Here is a 21,452-nt window from a genome sequence, read left to right as displayed (position 1 = left end):
GAAGTTGGTATTAAAATGTTGAGATATAGTGAAAAGACTTTTGGAAAAGTATTATTAAACTATTTTGTTTCTTTTATTTGTATATTATCTTCAGTATTAATTTGGTTTTTCCAGAACTATCATGGCTATGAATTATTGTATACTCAACCTTTACTATATCTAATTGTGTTTATATTCGTGTATAGTACTATTATTTTTGAAGATAATACAAGACTTTTTTTTATAATTTTATCTGGTGTCTCAGCGATTAGGTATGTTTTATTACCGTTATTAATATCTTTTACAGAATATTATGGTGGAAGATCTATTGTCGAGCCTAGTTCGGACTCTTTTTTTAAAGCAATTTTATTGATGAATTATGAGTTGTTGATTACAGCGTTATTTATCAAAATTATGGAAGTAAGAAGAAATAGTAAAATAAATACCACTGATTCAAATATTAAAAATCAAACTTTTAAACTTGATCATCACCACATCGGTTATATATTTTTCATTTTGTTTACCTTGATAGGAATCACATTCTTTCCATCAGTACTATCATTCATAAATATTATAGTTCCTAGTAGTTTATCGAACAACGTAGAACCAAGTTTTATTCAAAATTTTATACTATATTGTATTATTGTTTCTAAACAACTTATTTTTATAATGCTGTTGAAAAGGATGTACAAAAAATATAAATTGAAAAAAAATAGGATTTATATTTCAATTAGTTTTATAATTTCATTAGTAAATATATTTATATATTTTGGAACGAATCGATCAGACATAATAATATCAGCTATTGTCTCTTTTCTTCTTTTATATAAATTATTCGGTAAAATAGTGAAAAAATATATAATTGTTGGTCTTGTTATCTTATTTTTTCTTGTTGCTATTGTTTCAGGAGCTAGAAATTACATTAGTATTTCAAATGGATCAAATTCTATCATAGATATAACTGATACTTTTCAAGTATATACCGGTGGAGTTTATAATGTAGCAATTGCGATAGAGACTAAAGATTATTTTCCTAGTTCGAATGATTTAAGCGTACTTTTTTTTGATATTTTCAGACCGATGATTGGTGTTAATCTTTTAGTTAAGAATCTTCCTTTTTCCTATTCTAATATTTTTTATAATAAAAGGATGTGGTTAAATGTAGATAGAAGATCGCAAATCATACCTATGATAGGGCAAGGCAATCTGTTTTTTGGTTTCTTTTTAGCACCTCTTTTTGGAATGTTGTTAATAAGGATCTATTATTATTTTGAAAAGATTTTGAATAATACGAATAATTTAGAAATATATTATTTCTTAACTTTAGTTGTGGTTAGATTTGGATTTTTTATGGGACAAAATACTATGAATATAATCAATGATATGAGTATGAATTTAGTATTATTTATTATGGTTTATCAAATCAATTTTACATTACACAAGATACTTGGGAAAAAATCGTATCAAATAAAATATCGGTAGGTAGTTGACATGAAAATAAATAAAAAATTAACAAGTAATATATATACAATTTCTGTGCTGAAAAAATTCAATGTAATTCTTTTTGGTATATTCTCAACTGCCCTACTAAATAGATACCTTGGTCCTACTAATAAAGGTGAATATGCATATATTTTAAGTATCGCAAATATTTTAGTAGTACTATTAAATTTTGGAATTAATTTGACCTATCCAAGTTTCAAACGCCGTCAAGATAAGAACTATTTACCAATATTTCAAGCTTTAAGTATATTTGAATTTGTATTTCTTTTATTTATAAGCGCAATTTCATTTTTACTTACAAATGATCCAGCTATTTTTCTAATAATCTTACTTACAGCTATAGGTGTATTTAGAATGCAATTGAACTATTTTAATTTAGTTGAAAATATTCATTCTCATAGTTACATTACAATTATTGCCGCCTTTTTTAACTTTATATTCATCTTAGTTATATATATGTTGCCAGAATCTAATTTGCTTTTCGCATATATAGTCTATATATTAAAAGACTCAATAATTATAGTTTTATCTTTCAAGAGTATAAAAAGGAAACTCGTCTGGAAAGATTTTGACTTTAAAATGTGGAAAGAAATAATTACTTATGGTTTAGTTCCAATGTATACTACATTATTAATATCCATTAACTATAAAATTGATGTCATATTACTAGAAACTCTTAATATAAATTTACTTTTAATTGGACTTTATACTGTGGGGGTATCATTAGCTGAGTATGGATGGTTAGTACCTGATATTTTTAAGGATGTAATGATAAATCGTACTGCAGTTAAAGATGATATTGACAATATGACTTTTTCCCTAAGAATTTCATCAACAACGATGATTTTTGTTTATATAGGAATTGTAACATTTGGGGAAAAAATGATTTTAATACTATTCGGAAATGAATTTATAGATGCTTATAGTGTTACAGTAATTATTTTCCTAGGCATTTATAGTATGATTTATACTAAGATAATAGGTACACTCTATATTGCTAAAGGACAATGGAAATTTTATGCAATAGTGTTAAGCCTATCAGTTATATCAAATATTTTCTTTAATCTTTTAATGATACCTATTTGGGGCATCAATGGAGCTGCTTATTCATCAATTATATCTTATTCTATAGCGGGTTTAGCATTCTTGTTAGATTTTAAAAGAGAATATTCATTAAACCTGCTAGACTTAATTGTTATAAATAAAGATGACTTAAAGAAAATTACTTCAGTACTTTCAAAAAAATGATGCAAAGATGAGGATTCATTTAGACCATTAATGGTTCTACGTTAACTAAAGTTGGTGAAGAATAATAACCAAACATTTTTATATTTTCGGAGAGTACATCTCAGCTGCCTAGGCAGCTTATAGTGACTCCAAAAAGTTAGACTTTTTAACAGAGTAGATAATCCTACTCTGTTTTTTTATGCGCTTTGTTTTAAAGAAGGTGGTAATAAACGGTATTCAATCGGACTTAACCAATTAAGTTTTTCTTTCATTCGTAAGCGATGAATAGCTGAGTACCTACAAATAAAAATCGGACACCTCTATAATGAGAAATGTCCGAAGAGTATAATATACTGAATGTCTAGCGACATTCCATCTGCACCTTTGGATTCCATGGCAAATAAGCCTCCAAAGGTGTATTTTGTCGATTTGGAAGGTAAGTTAAGAGGTAGTCCAGATATTTTCGTGGATGTAATCCGTTGGATTTGGCCGTCTCAACGAGACTCAAAATAGTCGCAACGGCATGAGCGCCATCAAACGATTTTGAAAACAGCCAGTTCTTTCTGCCCATAACGAGTGACTTGATGCCGCGTTCGGCTAGATTGTTGGATAGCACGAGACGGCCATCTGCCAGAACGTTCATCATCCGCTCTTTCTGACTCAGTGCATAGTTGATCGCTGTGCCAAGTTTCCCATGCGCAGTCAGGGATTCACACCAGTCAAAAAAGGCCTCAAGTTTCGGCTTCACTAGTTTTAAGCGCTGATCATACCGTTCGCTAACAGTTAAGTCCTTGAGGGACTTATCCAACGCAAATAACTCGTTACACAGCGTGACTCCCTTATGAGCGACACTCTTACTGGAATAGTTCTTTGGACGGGCGTCATAGAACTTCCGTCTGATATGTGCCAGACAGGCAATCATCGTCATCCCTGGAAGATTGTTGTACCCGGAGAATCCATCACTATGTAGATAGCCAGTGTACTCCTCTAAGAAATCTCTAGGGACAGATCCGCTGCGTGATGGACCAAGCTTGTAGATATGTATGGCACGTTCGCTGTATTTGCCGGTACTGAATAACCACATATAGGACTTTTGTCGGTCTTTATCATTCAGTACTCTGAATGTCGTTTCGTCAGCGTGTAGAACCTTCTGGTTCAACAGTTCTTGTCGCATTACAGCCACGAGTGCTTCGAAATAATACTGGGACGTTTTAATGTGCCAGTTCGCAATGGTATGCCGGGGGATCGGATAGCCCAGCAGATTCCAATAAGCATCTTGGCGATAGCCCGGGACTTTTTGCTCGAATTTTTGATACATGGTTTCCGCTATCAATGACGCAGAAGCGGCTGTATTATTTAAAGGAAGTCTGGGGATTTCAGATTTCGCAAACGGCGTGCGCGTTCCACTTTTCTCACAGTTTGCGCAGGTATATGTTTTCTGGAAATGTCTGTGGTTTTCAACTCTCGCCGGGATAAATTTAACTTCCTGACGGATGAGTTGCGTGCCGATGTCTTTCATTGCTTCCTTACATGTTGGACACGTGCAAGATTCAAGCTCATGAATGTGGTCAACAGTAGGAAGAGATGACAACTGTTTATCTTTTAATCCTTTACGTTTTTTGCGGCGACGTTCTGTTGTAATAATGACTTCATCTTCGTCGCTTTGGTCACCAGTCTGCTCTGGTTCGCTAAAAAGGGAATCGTTGAAGAGATTGCCTTGGTTGGGATCACCGTTCAACGTTTCCTTCTTTGGGCCGTACAATTTCTGAGTTAAGAACTCGATTTGTTCTTTCTGTAAGGAAAGCTCATCATCTTTTTGAGCGATAAGGGTCTTCAGTTGTTTGTTTTCTTCTAACAGCTGATCTAATTTTTCAATAATCACTTCAAACTGTTTTTCGCTCTTGATAGACATGTCTGCTTCTCCTCGCATAAATAGTACTTATATTTTACATTAATCAGGAAAAGAAAACGAGAGAGTCATTGATTTTTTTATCAATTTCTCTCTCATTTTTTAGGCTATACTCCCTTTAACCGCAGGTTTAATGGTGACTTTTTGGTTGACAGATAATCCTTCAAGCAGCCAACGCAGCTGTTGCGCACTTAACTTTTGAATCTCGTTCTGGTTACGCGGCCAATTCAATGGTATGTCAACACATTTTTGAACAGAAATTATAAAGTGTAAAAAATGTTTAAGTTCACTTTCTTTTTGCCTCTCTCAACCGAATGGCGAAAGCCTTTCGTTCAACCGATCGGCTCATTAATGTAACAGTGTGTGTCCACGACTACAAGGGCAAGACCACCCTTTCCGTCCTGGCCTCACACTGTTTTGACGAAGTAGCCGACCGATAGACGAATGACTCAGAGTCTCCATTTTCAGACCGTTCTTCTTCCCAACGTTTGCGATACTCAATGGGTGATGCATAATCAAGTGCGCCGTGTGGACGGAATTTATTCCACCAATGGACGTAGTCCATAAGTTGGACTTGCAGGTCATAGAGTGTATCGAATCGGTTGTCGTAGACAAATTCAAACTTAAACGATTTATATGTCGATTCCGCAACGGCATTATCATACGGATTTCCTTTCCTACTTAACGAGCGTTCAATGTCAAAGGTGTCCAATAATTCATCAATCGTATGGTTATCAAATTCTTTTCCTCGATCAGTATGAAAAGTGTCCACCATATGTAGATCGCCTTTAACTGTCGCCAATGCCTGCATGACTAAGTCAGTGGTCTTATGCGGTCCAGCGGAATAACCAATGATTTCACGATTAAATAAATCAAGGATGAAACACACATAAAACCAGCTGGTAGCGACTTTGACGTAAGTCAAATCTGTGACGATTACTTTCATCGGCTCTTCCTGGGAGAACTCACGGTTCAGTATGTTTTCAATTCTGGCTTGATTGACACCGGTACTCTGGGGTTTGTACGAGGGACGATTATATTTTGAGACGAGATTAAATTTTTTCATTATACGACCGATACGGCGGCGTGAAACAGTAAACCCCCTCTTTTCAAGTACAGGCTTCAACTTCCGCGTGCCGAAGGCATTATTACTTCTTGCGAATTCTTCAATGATTGCTTGTTCGAGTTCTGATTCACTCTCTTTCTTTTTGGCTTCGTAATAATACGAACCTCTGTTGATTTTGAGGGCGCGGCACATCGCTGATATAGAATACTTATGTTTGTTTGCTTTGATTACTTCGACCTTCGCCCGAATATCAGCGCCGCTTGCTTTAAAATATCATTTTCCATTTCCAGTTGAGCATTTCGCTTCTTTAAGACTCTCAGTTCTTTTTGTTCTGGGGTCAGATTGTCCTGAGCTTTGAAAGAACCGGAGGTAGTATTTTGACGGACCCAGCGGTCGAAAGTGGAAGGGGTGAGTTCGTATTCTGAAATGATTTCATTTCTAGGTTTTCCTGCTTTGTGCAGATCTACGATTTGATGTTTAAATTCATCTGAGTAATGGCGTCTCTTTCTACGCGTTGACATGATAGATTCCTCCAGTGTGTTTCTTATAGTATACACACCTTATCTTTTCTGTCCAACTCAGTGTAACCTATCCACTATATTTGTTGGCAAGGAATAAATATCCTCCTCTTTGATCAAAATAATCTTGTATGATTTTCATTTTTAACTCATAGCTATATTCAAGCCATAAAAATACCCTCAAAAGTTAGATTTTTTAGGTCTAACTTTCGGGAGTCGGCTCAGCTGAGATGTACTCTTCATTTTTTTGAAAGATTCATTATTTATTTCTTGATTAAGCTTGAAGTTGTGAATGATAAACTAAAAACAACAGATATTGCTAAATAAGATTCTGCACTTTTTATCTTAAAATTAGTCGATTCAGTTATACTATTTGAATATTGCTGTTTATGGCAAGGTAAAATACATAAGATTGCAGGGTGAAAGGACACAACTCTGCAGACGGCAAAATGCAATTCTGGTAACAATTTCCTTCTTCATAGCGTTATTAATAAGGGAAGGTTTATTTCCTAAAATATAACGAAGAAAAGAGAGTGTTCACTATGGCGCGACCACTACAAACAGGTTTAAATTATTTTCCACTGGATGTTACGTTTGATCAGGATGATAAGATTGCATTGATCGAATCCGATTTTGGCATCGAAGGTTTTTCAGTTATCGTCAAATTGTTGATGAAGATTTACTCCGAAGGGTATAGCTATCACTGGGGCGAGAAAGAAGTGAAGCTTTTTAGCAGAAGGACCGGGGTTGTTGCCACTACAGTTTCAGACATTGTTGAGGCCGGTCTGCGCTGGGGTATATTTGATTTATCTCTTTTCTATGACTATAATATATTAACCAGTCGCGGTATTCAAAAACGGTATTTTGAAGCCGTTGGTCGACGCAAAGACGTTCCTGTTGTCAAAGAATATGTACTTCTAAGCGAACAGGAACTAGAGAAATACCCTAATTTAAATATCGTCTCACTTTTTCCTGTAGTACCAGCAGAAACTAATCATGTTGACAGTGATGTGGACTCAACGGAATTAATGTCTACATTAACTACACAAAGTAAAGTAGAGGAAAGTATAGTAAAAGAAAGTAAATCATCATCAAGAAGTGAAAAAAGATCAGATGATTCCGATGATGATCTATTACATATACTTCAAGAGTTTGAATCAAAGATCCAAGTTCCTACAACCCAAATAGAAAAACAGCTGAAAGACTGGCTGATAGCCTTGGATAAGGAAGTCATTCTAGAAGCCATCAGGCGAACACATTTAAATGGCAAATCTTTTGGCTATTTGAATGCTATTTTGACTGACTTTAAGCAGAAGGGTGTGCATACTTATGAAGACATTGCAGCTTATGACCAGTCATTCAAGTATCGCCAGCAGTCTTTTACTAACCACATGCCAAAGAGTGAATTTCTACCAGAGTGGGCGAAAGAAGGCTACACCGATGTAGACGATCCTGTTGATGAGTCAATGAATCAGAAGATCACTGAGTCACTTAATCGTATACGGGGAAAACGGCAACACTAAAGTAGGACCACCAAAGGTACGGCAGTCCTGTAGAGATTAACAATCAGTCTTCGTCATTTATCTCATTGTCGTTACTTAATTCTTCCGGTGGCAGATAATCCAGGAGGGGATCGCCTTCTTTCAGCATGTCCTTTACCATCCAGCGTCCCTGAAGGAAACTTTGGGTCATCAGCCAAGTCGACAGGAGAGGAAGGGGCTGTGAGAAATGACTGCTTACAGTGCAGCGTGTCACGACGTTTGGCCGACTGCTGAATGCTTCTTGGTGATGCATGAGTGTCAGCCATTCAGTAGCCATCTTTTTCAGGGAATCGGACAAAATTTTTGTCTGGCGGATCAAACGGCTGGCTTTTTTGTGCGGGATATTGAGTATCAGTTCATGTTTAGCGTCGATATTGAAATACGTCGCCTTCAAATGCGGCGTGATAGCCTGCACATGATGCAGACCGATCCAGCTGACGGGTTTCCTGCTCGCTCCGTTAAGTGGTGTGAAGCAGAGTGAACAGCAGACAAATGGGCACTGACTTAAGATGCCTAGTGATTTGCCTAGCTGCATCGTTGCTTGATAGTCTACACCTATGTATTTCATGTAGCGGGTGATGACGTGGGTCGTGGTCTCTTTGGACTTAAGCACGCTGCCATTGATCTGAAAGACCAGGGTATTGTAATGTCTACTGGTTTCTTTAGATAAATCGCAGATGTAAAACGAGTCGTCATCGAGCAGTAGATAAGTCTGTTCAAGCGCGACGTCTAAAAAGTCGAGCACGCTGTCTTCCGTGATAGACAATACCCGCGAATCTGTACTTGCTTGTACCGGGACCAGAGTATAAGGCCTCGTCTTTTTTGCTTCTGAACATCTGATGACGGCATCGAACCGGTCCATCATGCTGTCGTTGTATTTTTTATCATAATCCAATAAACATTCCTCCAGCAAAATAATAAACCACTTATTGTTAGCGGTTTCACTAATTATTATAATATATATTTTTTATTTTTTGAACATTATGAGAAAAATATTATTTTAGTTATAAAAAACAGAGTTAATTTGAAAACGTGGTTCATTTCATAGCATACCTGATAAAAAAATCGGACAATCTTATCAGAAATCCGCTAGGAGATCTGATTAAAAAAAGGTTGAGTAAAATCTTAAGCAGACATTTTTCGCAGAGCGAAAAATAACTTTTCAACTGTATTAAGTTCCTGATCTCAGAAACTTAACAAGTGAGCGTGTCGTTTAGTCTCACTTGTCACGTTTATCCTTTATCTTAACAAGTCACTTGTCTGGCACAGCCCACTTATCACGATTCGGTGGAAACGTCACAAGTGAGCTGCTGCAATTTCCTCACTTGTTATGTTTTCTTCCTTTATTTCATCTGTATGAAGACATGATACACGTTTATTAACTAGAGACATGTTTTTAGATGATGAAAAGTGGAGGCAGGAACATGACAAAATGCAGAAAGAGGTTAGACTTGTGCGGCTAATGAAGCTGAAGAACTGGCTGAGCGTCTTTGATGCGGAGATTATTTTAGAAGCACTGACACGTACACAACAGAACGGCAAGTCTTTCAATTATTTAAATGCCATCCTGACTGTTTTCAAGCAGAAAGATATCAAGACGCTGAAAAACATCGAAGCCTATGACCGCTCGTTCAAACACCACAGCAGTCTTTTACCAAACCGAAACCTAGGGAAGAGTCACTGCCGAAGTGGGTGACTTCAGACGACACTTGTTTAGACCAGCCCGTTGACGCTGCAACGGAACAAAGTATCCAAGACACCCTTGAACGCATACGACGCAGGAGATAGGCTTGTGATAGGAATGCGCTTATCTGTATTGTGTTATACTTAGCTAAGGGAATAAGAAATATCCATAGATCAACGATTACTGTTCGCTTCAATACCCGTTGAAAGCAAGAAAGTTAATTAACGTGTAGTTTGACTAGACGTCAACTCAGGAGGAATTGAATGAATACGATCAGTTTTATGAAAAGTACAAAACATAACGAGAAGAGACGTGCCTTGATTCCGGATGATATCGGGAAAATAAAGAACAAGGCATTTGTCTATATGGTATCAGGGTACGGGGATGTTCTGGGTTATACGGACCGTGAGTATGAACAGGCGGGCGTTAACGTCACAACCAAAGATATTGCACTGAAACAGGATATCATTTGTGACCCTAAAGTCGGTGATGCGGATTATTTGGGGGAGTTGAGAAATCAGATGCTATTTGGCTATGTCCATGCGGTACAAAACAAAGAGGTGACCGACCTGATGGTTGAGAACGCGCTGTCTGCTGTCGCATGGGAGGATATGAACGAAGACGGGCGACATCTTTTCTGGAGAAATAATGAACTAGCCGGCGAAGCGGCCATGATGCATGCCTTCTCCTTATACGGGAAACTTCCTTATGAATGTAAAGCAGCCGTCATCGGCAGAGGCAATACGTCACGAGGAGCTTACCGGATTTTAGCCTCTTTGGGAGCGGACATCAAGGTATATAACAGAAAAATGGAAGCTCTTTTACGTAAAGAAATCAGCGGATTTGATGTCATCGTCAACTGTGTGGCGTGGGACACAGCCAGAGACGATCATATCCTATACACTGAAGATTTAACCAACATGAAACGTCAAGCGATGATCGTTGATGTCAGCTGCGATCATAATGGGGCAATTGAAAGCTCTAGACCGACATCCTTTGACCAACCGGTTTACTATACAGAAGGTGTCCTGCATTACGCTGTCGATCATACACCGAGTATCTTCTATCAAACCGGGTCAAAATCCTTCAGCAATGTCATAGTCGATTATATTGATCTACTCATTGAAGATACGTGGGAAGAGAATAAAACATTACAAGACGCGTTCATCGTAGACAAGGGAGTAATCCTCGATCAACGGATAGCTGACTATCAAAAGAGTGAACCAATGGCTGTGAAGAGTTGAATTTGGCTATTGCATTGAGACTTAGTATAGTCAACAAGCAGATGTATGGACAACAAAGAAAGCGTTTTAATTTGTTCGGTTTGAAGAGAAAAGAAAAACAGAAATAAAATAGATGTCGCAAAGATTCAAAGTACAGCAAAGTCTAATCGAATTTTGGAATCTGAGTTTATAACCAGTTAGTGCTAAAATAGAACATCATATATGAAACCTTCTATATATCGTGTCATGTCGGCAGGCATGTACTACAATATACAGAAGGTTTCTTTGATTTAGCTATATATCTATAGTGGCTCACTTGGCCGTAATTGCTGACTCATTTTTCCGCACAAGTGGCTCTGTTCGTTCACAATATTCAAATCCTACTTGAATAAAGATATGGGACACTTTTACTGTGAAGAGATACGTTTTAAAATCATTAAAGTGGAGCAGAAAAACAGCAAAATACTAAATGATATCAGACCTGCACGGCTGCAGCTGGAACTGATCAGTGACTACCTATCCAGTGACGAAAAATCGGACATTACTCAGTATAGAGGTGTCCGATTTTTATTTGTAGGTACTCAGCTTTTCATCGCTTACTAATTATCATACTCTTTTGTTAGGAATACCATTCATTAGTATGCACCCTTATCGGAGTGAGGAGAAGAAAAAAGGATTTCAGTCGTATAAATAAAATGTACGAGAGAATGATTTGTTTTCTACTCAAGCAATCTATTTGATTATTATTATTGATATTAATCAAATAAAATAAGATAATGAAGTAGATAAAAATAGATTGGGGGTTCCAAAGGTGAGTGCAGTAAAAGGTATAGAACTACTTCCACCAAAAGTAAGTGTTTCACAAGTATTGCAGCTTTACAAGAAAATAGCAAAAATTAAATCATCTATTGGGAAACTTAATTCAGAGTTAGAACACTCTGTTGTTAAATCTCAGCTTATACAGATGTTAAGTCTCAGAGAGTCTGTACAATCAACTCGAATAGAAGGAACACAAGTTACTTTTGCAGATATGATTGAAGAGGCAACCAAGAAAAATAAAAGTAATGAAGTGGTTGAAGTCAATAATTATATGGAAGCTTTGTCAAAAGGAATTGATATAATAAACAATGGAACGCCAATTTCTTCCCGTTTGATAAAACAACTGCATAAAATATTAATGGGAAAGAATACGCGAGGGACAACATCTGTTTCAGGAGAATACAGAGCAATTCAAAATTTCATTGGACCGACTGAAAAAATAGAAGATGCTGTATATATACCGGTTAGTGCCCAGGAAATTGGGGACTACATGACTAATCTAGAATATTTTATAAATTCTGAGAAACACCGCTCTTTTGAAAAAGATTTTAATGACGGCTATGAAGTATTGTTAGATGAGACTTCCGATCCTTTAATTAAAACTGCTATTACGCACGCCCAATTTGAATCCATTCATCCTTTTTTAGATGGAAATGGACGTATGGGAAGGATTCTTATTGTCTTGAATACGATGCAGGATGGACTTATCGATAAACCCGTTTTCTTTGTTAGTGAAGAATTAGAAAAAGAAAGAATCAGATATTATAACTTATTAAATGGTGTAAGAGGCAAGAATCCAGATTGGTTTGCCTGGATTAATTTCTTTTTAGATGCGTGTCAAAGAATGGTTGACAGTATGTTGAATAAATTAGAAAGTATTACTGCATTAGCATCTGAAGGATTATCTAGAATAAATAGTGATAGGAATGTTATAAACAATATCTGGTTGGCTACGTTTAATAAACCCTACTTAACTGTTAAAGAAGTTGCTGATGAGTTGAGTATTGCAGTATCCACTTCAAGAAATGGATTAAATAAATTAGTGAAATTGGGATTACTGGATGTAGATAATAGAAAAAGAAAAAACAAAGTGTATGTCAATTACGATTTACTCAGACTATTGTAAGAGTAACTAGAATTTGAAAGATGATTATGAGTAGAATGTATTATTAAAAACACTTTATATAAAGGGACATCCTTCGATTCATTGATAAATAATGGGTCGAGGGGTTTATTGATTTAAGTGGAGCTTTTTCCGATCACCGTAATAGTATCCCATGACCAACTTAAATCATAGTGGTTATGGGATATTTCTTTAGTGGTACATCAAGCTGGCAAAAGGTGGTACATTCTTTGGCAAACAGTGGGAAGAAAGTTGGAGCCAGGGTACAAATGTGTAGAAATGGTCATCTGAACCCAGAATCATAACAAGTGAACATATTTTCTGGTCTCACTTGTCATGATTACCGTTTATCATGACAAGTGACTCGTTAAACATCACCCACTTGTCACGATTCAGCAATAACGTGACAAGTGGGGACTTGCAATCACGTCACTTGTAACGATTTCATACCGTATTTATCTAACTTCATACATAGGTCACTTTTATTGATATTCAATCGCATGGGGGTCGACTTTGAACCGTCTTCCAAGCATATTTCAGTAATTTGTAGTTTTCATAATGAAAGGTAATGTGCTGGTTCTTATATGAGTCGTCGTGTGATAAAATATAGATAAACCGGATTGTGCCAATGGAAAAGGGTGGGCAGATGATCAATTTAAATCGATTTGAGAGTCAAGTGAATGCGACGATTTTAAAACGAGGGAAAGGTTATTACGAGGAGGGGTTTGTAAAAAAAGTCTCCAGAATAGATCCCGATACATATGAATGCGAAGTGTTTGGAACCGAAACTTACTGCGTGAAAGTAAAAAAAGATAATAAAAATAACATTCTATCTTCCTGCACGTGTCCGTATAATAGGGGAAAGGTCTGCAAACACGAGGTTGCGGCATTTTATGAATTGAGAAAACAATTAGATAATAAGGATAATGTCAGGGTGCCGAACGAAGAAAATAGAAACAGTGACCGGACACTAAAAGAGCTTCTTCTTTCCTTACCGAAGGAAGAGCTTGTTCGATTAATTACGCAAAGGGCAGCTGACGATTTAAGCCTGGAACATCACTTACGCTTGCAATTCGGTAAACTTTCTCCTGAAGATGAGATAAATGAAAGCAAACGATTACTTCAGGCGATAAGTGAAAAGTACAGCGATTATAGAGAAGTTATATATGCGGACCGAATTTCTGATTACGCTGCAGAGATGGGACAAATACTTAATAGAACGGTAGCGATCAATAATCCGTTAGTTGCTTGTGATATTGCGTTCCTAGTCATGAATGAAGCGGTGGAAAGGTTAGAATATATCGAGGATGATGACTGGGCAATTGGAGAAGTAGTGGATGGTTGTATAGAAGTCGTGAAGAGTATTGTTTCCAGTGAGCTGACAGTAGAGAGTAAGCAGATTTTGTATCAGAAAATCACTGAAAATTTGAATCAGGATAGCGAGTCCGTGTGGTGGACGGATTATCAGGAACCGTTGTTTGAAGCACTTTTAGTCATTGCACAGGAAGAAAGCCTGAGAGAAGCCTATATTGAAGAATTGATGGGACGAGTAAAGAAGGGAAACAGCTGGTCAGTACGATATGATAATGAGCGCTATTTGAATCAGGTCTTTCGTTTAATCGAGAAAACTGGCGACGAGGATGAACAGCTGCTCTTCTTGCTAAACCATGTAGAATATGGGACGTTCAGAATGAAGCTGATCGACATCTATGCTGAAAAAAGAGATTATCTAAAAGTGATTCAATTAGCTGAAGAAGGAGAACGGCACGATAAAGAGTATGCAGGTTATGTGAAAACCTGGAAAACTGCTAAATATGATGCATATAAGAAGGCGGTCATGGTGGAAGAGCAACGATTATTGGCAAAAGAACTCTTCTTGGCTGGCGATTTTGATTACTATGCTGATTTGAAAAAGCTATCTGAGAATGATGAAAGTACCTTGTATGAAACACTCAAAAAGACGCTAAAAGAATCTTACCGTTTTTCCGGCTACAGTCAAACCTATCTTAGTTTGATAATGGAGGAACAAGACCTCGAAGCCCTCGCTGAAGTAGTCACCACAGATGTCAGATATGTACGGGACTACGCAGGAGCCTTAGTTGATACACACAAAGAACTCGTCGTCAAAGCATACAAGCAGCTGATCGTCCACAATGCGTCCGATGCAGCAAATCGTTCGCAGTACAAGGCGATTGCTGTTTTGGTAAAAGAGTGCGGCCGGATTCTAGGAAAAGATACTGCGCGAGAAGTCACAGAAAACCTGCGAAAAACATTCAGCCGGAAACCTGCCTTTATGGACGAATTGACTAAGGCGAAAATATAGAGGGGATAGCTGGATTGAAAATTTATTGTCAGGAAGCTAAGACTCAACTATAGTGGCGAAACTACGAAGAGGCTTAAACTGTGTTGCGCTTTATTTTTAAAACGTGACAAGTGAGCGTGTCGTTTGGGTCCACTTGTCACGTTTATCGGTTATCTTTACAAGTCACTCGTTTATTACGGCTCACTTATAACGTTTCGGTAAAAACGTGACAAGTGGCCAGATATAATCGCGTCACTCGTAACGATTCTTTCTATTGTTCCATCTTGAGTAAAGACATGGGACACTTTTACTGTGAAGACATAGGTATTAAAGTCTGAGTCCGGGAGCGTATATTTCGCTGGCAGTAGTCAGAAAATTTTAAATTTAAATATAGAACACACTGTGAAAATGGTTGATTATGATGCTGAACAACCCGTTTAAACGTGTCAAGGCTGGAGAATAGTATGATAAAGATGTATAGAATGAGATGAAAACGTACTGGCAATGAGGAGCGGTTGAGGCTAGAAAAAATCTTCTTAGTCATTTAGGGAAAGGAGCGACCGCATAGTGTTTATCCACTGCACAAAGAAAGCAGAGAAAGTCTTAAGAGAATCGGGGTTATTCAATGACCATAGTAATGAGTCTCCTTTTGTAAAAGAAGTAGCGATCCGAGATGAAATGTTGCACTGGCATTTGAATAACTTGAAGGTCAACGGGGCTGATTTGTTGCTATTGACTCATGATGTTTCAGGGGTCGCTGCCGCCTTTCATATGAAGGATAGTGTGACAGTAAAAAATCAGTTAGATGCTTTTTTACCTCCGGCTATCAAACAACTCTTTTTACTGGCAAAGTGTTCTAATCTATTTATAAAAGAATATACGGACCAGTCCGAAGGGTTCGTTTTCACATCGTCAAGCGGAATAAAGCAGCTTTCTAAAAACACGGTCGCGGCAAAACATGTGAATAGAAAATTGATGAACCTTGAACCGAATAAAATTTTTCAGTCTAAATTGACTGACTCTTATAATTCAGTCCCTAAAAAGTCGCTCGATTACCAGTCGCCAAATGACGTGCTTTTAAAGCAGTCTAAAATTTGGCTGAATGCTGGGCATGGTTAGAATGAGATATGATAGCTTGAAATACAGACAGTGGTTATCAAAAAAAGGGACTTGTGCAGGCTAATCGATAGTACTGAGTAAAAAAATCCTTGTCACTTATACCGAATAGCCGTAATCGATACAAGTGGACGAAAATTAAGGCTTCACTAATATCGAAAATCTGTATTTGGCATGAGTGGAGCTGAATTAGCGGCTGACTTGTACCGAAAATCGAATTCAAAGGTCTTTATTGAAAGTATGAACTTTTTCGCTGCAGCGAAAAACAACAGCTAACACGTGCTGTCTAGTGGTATGTGACTAAATCGGGAACGCGAGTTAAGAAGAGCTATGAAAGACAACAAAAAAGTGTTGCAATACAAAAAGCGTTGAGCTGAAATTTCGCTCAACGCTTTTTTGCGAAGAAAAGATAAGTAGTCGTTTGCTTATCTTTTCTTCTTTTTCTTTTTGGCTTGTTTTTTGAAGTACTTTAAGCGCATTTTTTTCTCGCGCGCGATTCGCTCTTCAGGAGTGAGCGAGAGAGCTGATGTTTGTTTGCGCTGTTTTCTAGGTTGCGCTGGTTGTGACTTGACTTCGGCTGCTTCGTCTTGAGAAGCTGTTTCTTTACTAGATTCATTTGAATCAGCTGATTTTTCTGATTCTGAATCAACCGTTTGAGCGACTGCTTCAGGCGTCCATAGCTCATTGTCAGCGTTAAAGACGAGTCCGTGTTCGATAAGTTTCAAGACACGTTCTTGATCTTTTTCAGACAGGTCGTCGCTGATTTCAAGCGGCTGGTCTGCGTTCACGACTTGATTTGAATAAAATGCGTTAAGGTCTTCGTCAGACTCCATCAGTTCCGGCTGAACTGAACTCATCCACTCGATCAAGGCCTCGATGATCTCTGCCTTTTTCCAGCTTTTAGCAATGTCCAAATCATGACGCTCGATAAAATGAGCCAGCTGCTTCTTTGTATACTGGTTGAGTGCTGCCTCTAGTGTCTGTTCCTCAGGCGCACCCTTGATTTCCATTTCCTTGATTGTTTCGATTAACTGTTCGTTCATAATTAATTTTCTCCTTTTACCCAGATATAACAAGTGTACCATAAAACCCCTGCATTCTAACAGTTTTTTCACCGACAAACCGTGAGACAGGGGCATTTGTAGATGTAAAGGAAGGAATCTTTACAAGTGAAGACGATTTTGTGGTCCACTTATAACGATTAACCGGAAACTTAACAAGTCGCTAGAAAATTTGGATTCGCTTGTAACGATTAAGAAGAAACGTTACAAGCGAACAGTTATTTGCCTCTCACTTATAACGATTTTGTCATAAAGAAAAAGCTGGCAGAGCCAGCTTTTTCTTTATGAAACCACAACCCAAAGGTTAGTCTTCCTTCTTCTACGCTGAGTTAAATGGTTGTATAGATATGTACAGTATTGCTTATATGGTATAATATAGAAGACATCCATGTTTTGTTTAAAGAGAGGGTGAGAAAGATGTTGCTTTACGTCAAGCAAGACATTTTTGAAAGTCCGGCACAAGTTATTGTAAATACGGTGAATACGGTCGGTGTTATGGGAAAAGGTATTGCCAAAAAATATAAGCAGCTTTATCCTGACATGTATAAACAATACCGTCATTATTGTGAACAGGGCTTATTGGATATTGGAAAATTATGGTTATACAAGGATGAAAAGAAATGGGTATTAAACTTTCCTACAAAGAAACACTGGAGAAATCCATCTGAAATCGAGTATATTGAAAAAGGTCTGGCAAAATTTGTTTCAACCTATGAAGAAAAAGGCATCTATTCAATATCTTTCCCTCAGCTAGGGACAGGTAATGGTGGATTGGATTGGGAAACAGAAGTGAAGCCATTAATGGAAAAATACCTTAAAAATCTACCGATCGATGTCTTTGTGCACATCGTAGACGGATTTGAAACGTTTACTGAACATAAAAATATAAAAGAAACCAGAAAATGGCTTCGCAAACAACCCAGTGCTTTAAGTGCAGAGTTTGTCTGGGAAGATTTGCTTCACATTGTTACACATGCCGATTTGAAAATCTTCGGATGGTCAGTTGATAGCTTAGTGGGTGATGAGAAAGAGGAATCCAAACTTTTGATACACACTCGAGATGATAATATTGAGTTCAATAAAGAGGATTTTTTTGATTTGTGGATAAAGCTAAGAGATTTCGGCTATGTGTTCTCTCGTGACTTACCTGAAAATTATCGGGAAAAGAATAGAAGTACTAATATATTACGCTTTCTAACTTTATTGCCTTACATTGAACCGATTAAGTCTATTAACCATCAAAAACAGATAACCACAGGAGTGGCAGTCAAAAAAATCAATCTTCCTGATGAGGAACAATCAGTCTCTTCTCAAGAACAAACGGAGTTGATATTTGGATGAGCCTATCTTTCGACACTGTCTTAGATCAGTTAGAATCTGGAGAAATATATACGGGTATTCATAATTCGAATAGAAGAGGTTGGTTTAAGTATTGCTACCATTTCTCTCATGTGGAGAATATCGTCTCTATTTTAAATGATGGCAGGCTGTTATCCAGAAACCAGGCCATACGAGAAGGAAAAATGAAAAGTGATAATGCCAGTCAAAAAGTAATCGATCAAACTAATCCAGAATATAAAGACTATGTCCGTTTCTACTTTAGACCCAAGTCACCGACACAGTATCATAATGAGGGATTTAAGACGAGGGAACAACTGGAAATCAGTGAGCTGGGAGCACAGTGTGCTGTTCCAGTTTTTCTGTTGTTGGATATACGAAAGCTTTTATCCCAGCCTGAGTGCTTATTTACTGAAACCAGTTTAGCTGGAAGTGGACCCGTTTCTCTTTATTCAACACCGGAAGAATTCAAGAAGTTACCATTCGATAAAATTTATCACGACAGAGCCTTATCTCATGATGAAAAGCGCTCAATCATTGGCCACCGTCATGCAGAAATTATAGTTCCCAATTCATTGCCATTAGATGAGTACTTAATGAAAATCGTTGTACGGACACCGGCAGAAAAAGAAACGTTGTTAGCTTTAATGAGTGAGGACCTTCGAGAGAAATATGAAAAGTATGTTCAAATCGATACCTCGAACGTTATATTCTTCAGTCGATGGACTTATTTTCATACTGCTCAACTAAAAAGTGAATATATGAGGTTTGACTTAAGGATCAGCCAGCAGTATCTAAATAATTCAAAACCTGTACAGTTTGACTTGGAAGCTGAACTAGGAGAAGCTGACGGAACTGTGAAAAAACAGACTATAATGGATTGGACAGCTAAATCAGTACTTACTATTCCTTTTAAAGAGCCAAGGGATAAATATGATATCACATTAAAATTTGATAACCATTTAATGTATAAAGGACGTTTCCAAGCAGAAGATGATTTGCCATTCTAATAATAGTCACTCTAACTTTTGCCCAAGAATAGGACTGGTATAGAGTCGCTTTTCAGTAAACACTAAAAAGTATTACAATAAACACAACCATCGAATCAAGGAATATTATCCTTGATTCGATGGTTGTTTTGTTTATATCTAGAGTTACCTTTGATCGGTAATTGAGTTGGCTTCTGGTTTTACTATATCAGTACGATAGTTATTCTATAAAGTCATCTCGGTTCATAAACTCGTCTTTCCAGCCGTCGTATCTGTAGGTGTCGTTGATGTCTTAAACGATTTCTTTGCCGTTCGGATTAGTCAAATCGAGTTGACTGGTCATCAGATCACGGCGGCCGTCTTCATAAGGTGCATCATTTTTCGCTTTCGTGCAGAGCGGGTACTGAACATTGGGATCAGGATTCAGTATCTTTTCTAGAACGATCTCGTGTTCCCAGTCGTCTCTGAAATCGTAGGTGAAAAGCGCCCGGTCTTTTTCCTGCTTGAACCAGTCCGACAACTTTTCGTTCTTGTCAATCAGATATCGGGGGAGATCATAGTCTTCCGGATTTGCAAGCCTTTGTCTAAGCATAAGCAGCAGCGGATTGCTTTCTGTCATTGGGGTACCTTCCTTAGGACCGATCCGGGTACCGTTCAATCTTTTACCGCGTGTCTTTCTTATATCAAACTCATATAAGGAGTATCCCATCCAGTCAAAAGCCGCCATAAGTATGTAGTGAAACTCCTCAAACGTCGCCTCACTGTCAACCTGAAGCCGCCGCCACACCGGAATCCCAATGTCTTTCAATGTTACTTTGAATTGATAGATCATACTCGCACCTTCTTTGATTTTTGTAGTTTTATGATACCAAAAGTGGTGTAGAAATCACAGAGGTTCTGACATACGAAACAGTTGAATCATTACAAGCGAGAGTAAATCTAGGACTCACTTGTAACGATTAAGCGAAAACTTAACAAGTGAAAAGAAATAGTGGGGTCAATTGTAAAGATTAAGCCGAAACGTGACAAGTGAAGCGAATTATTTAATTCACTTGTCACGTTTTCAGAGCAAAAGGAGGAAATTTTTCGCCCGGCGAAAAATAACATCTTGATCAGTCATCAGTATAGTAACTGCCGCGTCCACGGTTATGCACTCGGTAGTTACTCTCCAACACTCTTCGTATTCTAGACTTCTTCCAGTCATTCCCGCACCAGGTATGCGCAACCTCTTTCGACAGCGGGATGTCTGGAAAAAGCATTCTGAATTCTTCAATGCTGCGGTAAATCGCCTTAGTAGCCTCTTCTTTGTGACCACAGACATTGCAATAAATATTCTGACGGCTTTTATTATAAGAAAAAGAGTCGCAGTTAAAGCAGCGGATCCCTTTTTTCAGCTGATCGAAGGAGTAGGCAGGCAAGTTAGTCGGGCGATATAAATCGTCGTGCCTAATGATGAGCTGTTGGGCAAGATTCAGGTTCTCATCTGACTGTTTCGGCAAGGTTCCAGCCAGTTTTTTCAAGTGACCAGGGAGCTGTCCGTAAAACAAAATCGTTTCTCTCTTTGGTAGATCGTAAATGTAACAATCGGGATGAATAAAGACGACGCATACCTGAATGTCGAGGGTATGCCCCAGCTTTATCAGTAAATTGTGTAGATAAGCCCGTTTACGTTCTGCCTGAGCAACCGGATCCTGCAGTGCATGACCGGACGATGCATAGAGAGAATCGTTTTTATAAACGTACGTCCCACTGTAATTTTTCACTTCGAACAAATGGATGGTTTCATCTGTGATCAACAGTGAATCGATCTGGTAAAAAGTATCTTTAGTATTTAGCAACAGGTCATTTAGTATAAGACCGCTAATGTCCGACTCGTTTAGGATACGGTCAAATGCCAGCTCCCCGTCAAAACCCTTAATCTGGTTTTCATACTGTACCTTCTCTGCATGTGACAAACCCGTTCGGTGATTCAAAGATTCTAGAATGCGGTGAATGACCGATTTCGAACGTTCTTTAAGTATCATGTCATCAAACTCCTTTTAAGTCATTGATTG

At 37.8% G+C, this 21,452-nt stretch carries 17 protein-coding genes; 11 read left to right on the top strand and 6 right to left on the bottom strand.

Going from position 1 to position 21,452, the window contains the following annotated elements:
* The first annotated feature begins 15 nt into the window (after nucleotides 1-15).
* On the top strand, nucleotides 16-1,461 hold the full coding sequence (locus tag BM049_RS03970) for an O-antigen polymerase (RefSeq protein ID WP_091528845.1): 1,446 nt from the start codon (nucleotides 16-18) through the stop codon (nucleotides 1,459-1,461).
* 9 nt (nucleotides 1,462-1,470) lie between these two features.
* A complete protein-coding gene (locus BM049_RS03965; protein ID WP_091528843.1) occupies nucleotides 1,471-2,730 on the top strand; it encodes an MATE family efflux transporter in 1,260 nt (419 codons plus the stop codon).
* Nucleotides 2,731-3,070: 340 nt separating this feature from the next.
* Here BM049_RS03965 and tnpC read toward each other — a convergent pair whose 3' ends face one another.
* The gene (gene tnpC, locus BM049_RS03960; RefSeq protein ID WP_177188586.1) at nucleotides 3,071-4,621 is read right to left on the bottom strand and encodes an IS66 family transposase; all 1,551 of its coding nucleotides are present in this window, start codon (nucleotides 4,619-4,621) and stop codon (nucleotides 3,071-3,073) included.
* Between the two features lie 370 nt (nucleotides 4,622-4,991).
* Nucleotides 4,992-6,205 (bottom strand): IS3 family transposase gene (locus tag BM049_RS03950; protein WP_245751854.1). Its coding sequence is split into 2 segments (ribosomal slippage): nucleotides 4,992-5,920 and nucleotides 5,920-6,205, totalling 1,215 coding nucleotides; the frame shifts between segments, so codons are not numbered across the junction.
* Nucleotides 6,206-6,744: 539 nt separating this feature from the next.
* Between BM049_RS03950 and BM049_RS03945 the strand changes: the two genes are divergently transcribed.
* Complete coding sequence (locus BM049_RS03945) at nucleotides 6,745-7,725, top strand: Lin1244/Lin1753 domain-containing protein (RefSeq protein ID WP_091528838.1); 981 nt, start codon at nucleotides 6,745-6,747, stop codon at nucleotides 7,723-7,725.
* Between the two features lie 43 nt (nucleotides 7,726-7,768).
* On the opposite strand, the gene BM049_RS03940 is transcribed toward BM049_RS03945, so the two are convergent.
* Nucleotides 7,769-8,638: a competence protein ComK gene (locus tag BM049_RS03940; RefSeq protein ID WP_091528837.1), complete on the bottom strand. Its 870-nt coding sequence runs from the start codon at nucleotides 8,636-8,638 to the stop codon at nucleotides 7,769-7,771.
* Nucleotides 8,639-9,205: 567 nt separating this feature from the next.
* Between BM049_RS03940 and BM049_RS03935 the strand changes: the two genes are divergently transcribed.
* From BM049_RS03935 to BM049_RS03910, 6 genes are all read left to right on the top strand, one after another.
* Nucleotides 9,206-9,439, top strand: coding sequence for a DnaD domain protein (locus BM049_RS03935; protein WP_245751863.1), 234 nt, complete (start codon nucleotides 9,206-9,208; stop codon nucleotides 9,437-9,439).
* A 251-nt stretch (nucleotides 9,440-9,690) separates the two neighbouring features.
* Nucleotides 9,691-10,671 carry a N(5)-(carboxyethyl)ornithine synthase gene (locus BM049_RS03930; protein WP_091528834.1) on the top strand — a complete coding sequence of 327 codons (981 nt, stop codon included), beginning with the start codon at nucleotides 9,691-9,693 and terminating at the stop codon, nucleotides 10,669-10,671.
* A gap of 375 nt (nucleotides 10,672-11,046) precedes the next feature.
* A complete protein-coding gene (locus BM049_RS03925; protein ID WP_143079450.1) occupies nucleotides 11,047-11,253 on the top strand; it encodes a hypothetical protein in 207 nt (68 codons plus the stop codon).
* Between the two features lie 208 nt (nucleotides 11,254-11,461).
* Nucleotides 11,462-12,595 (top strand): Fic family protein, encoded by a 1,134-nt coding sequence (locus BM049_RS03920; RefSeq protein WP_091528830.1) that lies wholly within the window; start codon nucleotides 11,462-11,464, stop codon nucleotides 12,593-12,595.
* Nucleotides 12,596-13,238: 643 nt separating this feature from the next.
* Nucleotides 13,239-14,915 carry an SWIM zinc finger family protein gene (locus tag BM049_RS03915; RefSeq protein WP_091528828.1) on the top strand — a complete coding sequence of 559 codons (1,677 nt, stop codon included), beginning with the start codon at nucleotides 13,239-13,241 and terminating at the stop codon, nucleotides 14,913-14,915.
* A 546-nt stretch (nucleotides 14,916-15,461) separates the two neighbouring features.
* The gene (locus BM049_RS03910) at nucleotides 15,462-16,013 is read left to right on the top strand and encodes a DUF6933 domain-containing protein (RefSeq protein WP_091528827.1); all 552 of its coding nucleotides are present in this window, start codon (nucleotides 15,462-15,464) and stop codon (nucleotides 16,011-16,013) included.
* Nucleotides 16,014-16,435: 422 nt separating this feature from the next.
* On the opposite strand, the gene BM049_RS03905 is transcribed toward BM049_RS03910, so the two are convergent.
* Nucleotides 16,436-17,053 carry a hypothetical protein gene (locus tag BM049_RS03905; protein ID WP_091528825.1) on the bottom strand — a complete coding sequence of 206 codons (618 nt, stop codon included), beginning with the start codon at nucleotides 17,051-17,053 and terminating at the stop codon, nucleotides 16,436-16,438.
* Nucleotides 17,054-17,488: 435 nt separating this feature from the next.
* Between BM049_RS03905 and BM049_RS03900 the strand changes: the two genes are divergently transcribed.
* Both BM049_RS03900 and BM049_RS03895 read left to right on the top strand, forming a co-directional pair.
* Nucleotides 17,489-18,412, top strand: coding sequence for a macro domain-containing protein (locus BM049_RS03900; RefSeq protein ID WP_091528823.1), 924 nt, complete (start codon nucleotides 17,489-17,491; stop codon nucleotides 18,410-18,412).
* The gene (locus BM049_RS03895) at nucleotides 18,409-19,419 is read left to right on the top strand and encodes a DUF4433 domain-containing protein (RefSeq protein WP_091528822.1); all 1,011 of its coding nucleotides are present in this window, start codon (nucleotides 18,409-18,411) and stop codon (nucleotides 19,417-19,419) included. Before BM049_RS03900 ends, BM049_RS03895 begins: the two co-directional genes overlap by 4 nt.
* Nucleotides 19,420-19,690: 271 nt before the next feature.
* Here BM049_RS03895 and BM049_RS03890 read toward each other — a convergent pair whose 3' ends face one another.
* Both BM049_RS03890 and BM049_RS03885 read right to left on the bottom strand, forming a co-directional pair.
* Complete coding sequence (locus BM049_RS03890; protein ID WP_091528820.1) at nucleotides 19,691-20,230, bottom strand: plasmid pRiA4b ORF-3 family protein; 540 nt, start codon at nucleotides 20,228-20,230, stop codon at nucleotides 19,691-19,693.
* Nucleotides 20,231-20,510: 280 nt separating this feature from the next.
* Nucleotides 20,511-21,422, bottom strand: coding sequence for a nuclease-related domain-containing protein (locus BM049_RS03885; protein ID WP_091528818.1), 912 nt, complete (start codon nucleotides 21,420-21,422; stop codon nucleotides 20,511-20,513).
* Nucleotides 21,423-21,452 lie beyond the last annotated feature (30 nt).

It is taken from the genome of Alkalibacterium subtropicum, assembly GCF_900112455.1.
Lineage (GTDB): Bacteria > Bacillota > Bacilli > Lactobacillales > Carnobacteriaceae_A > Alkalibacterium > Alkalibacterium subtropicum.
Note: the sequence above shows the minus strand (reverse complement) of the source record. Positions and strands in the feature narration are given on the sequence as shown.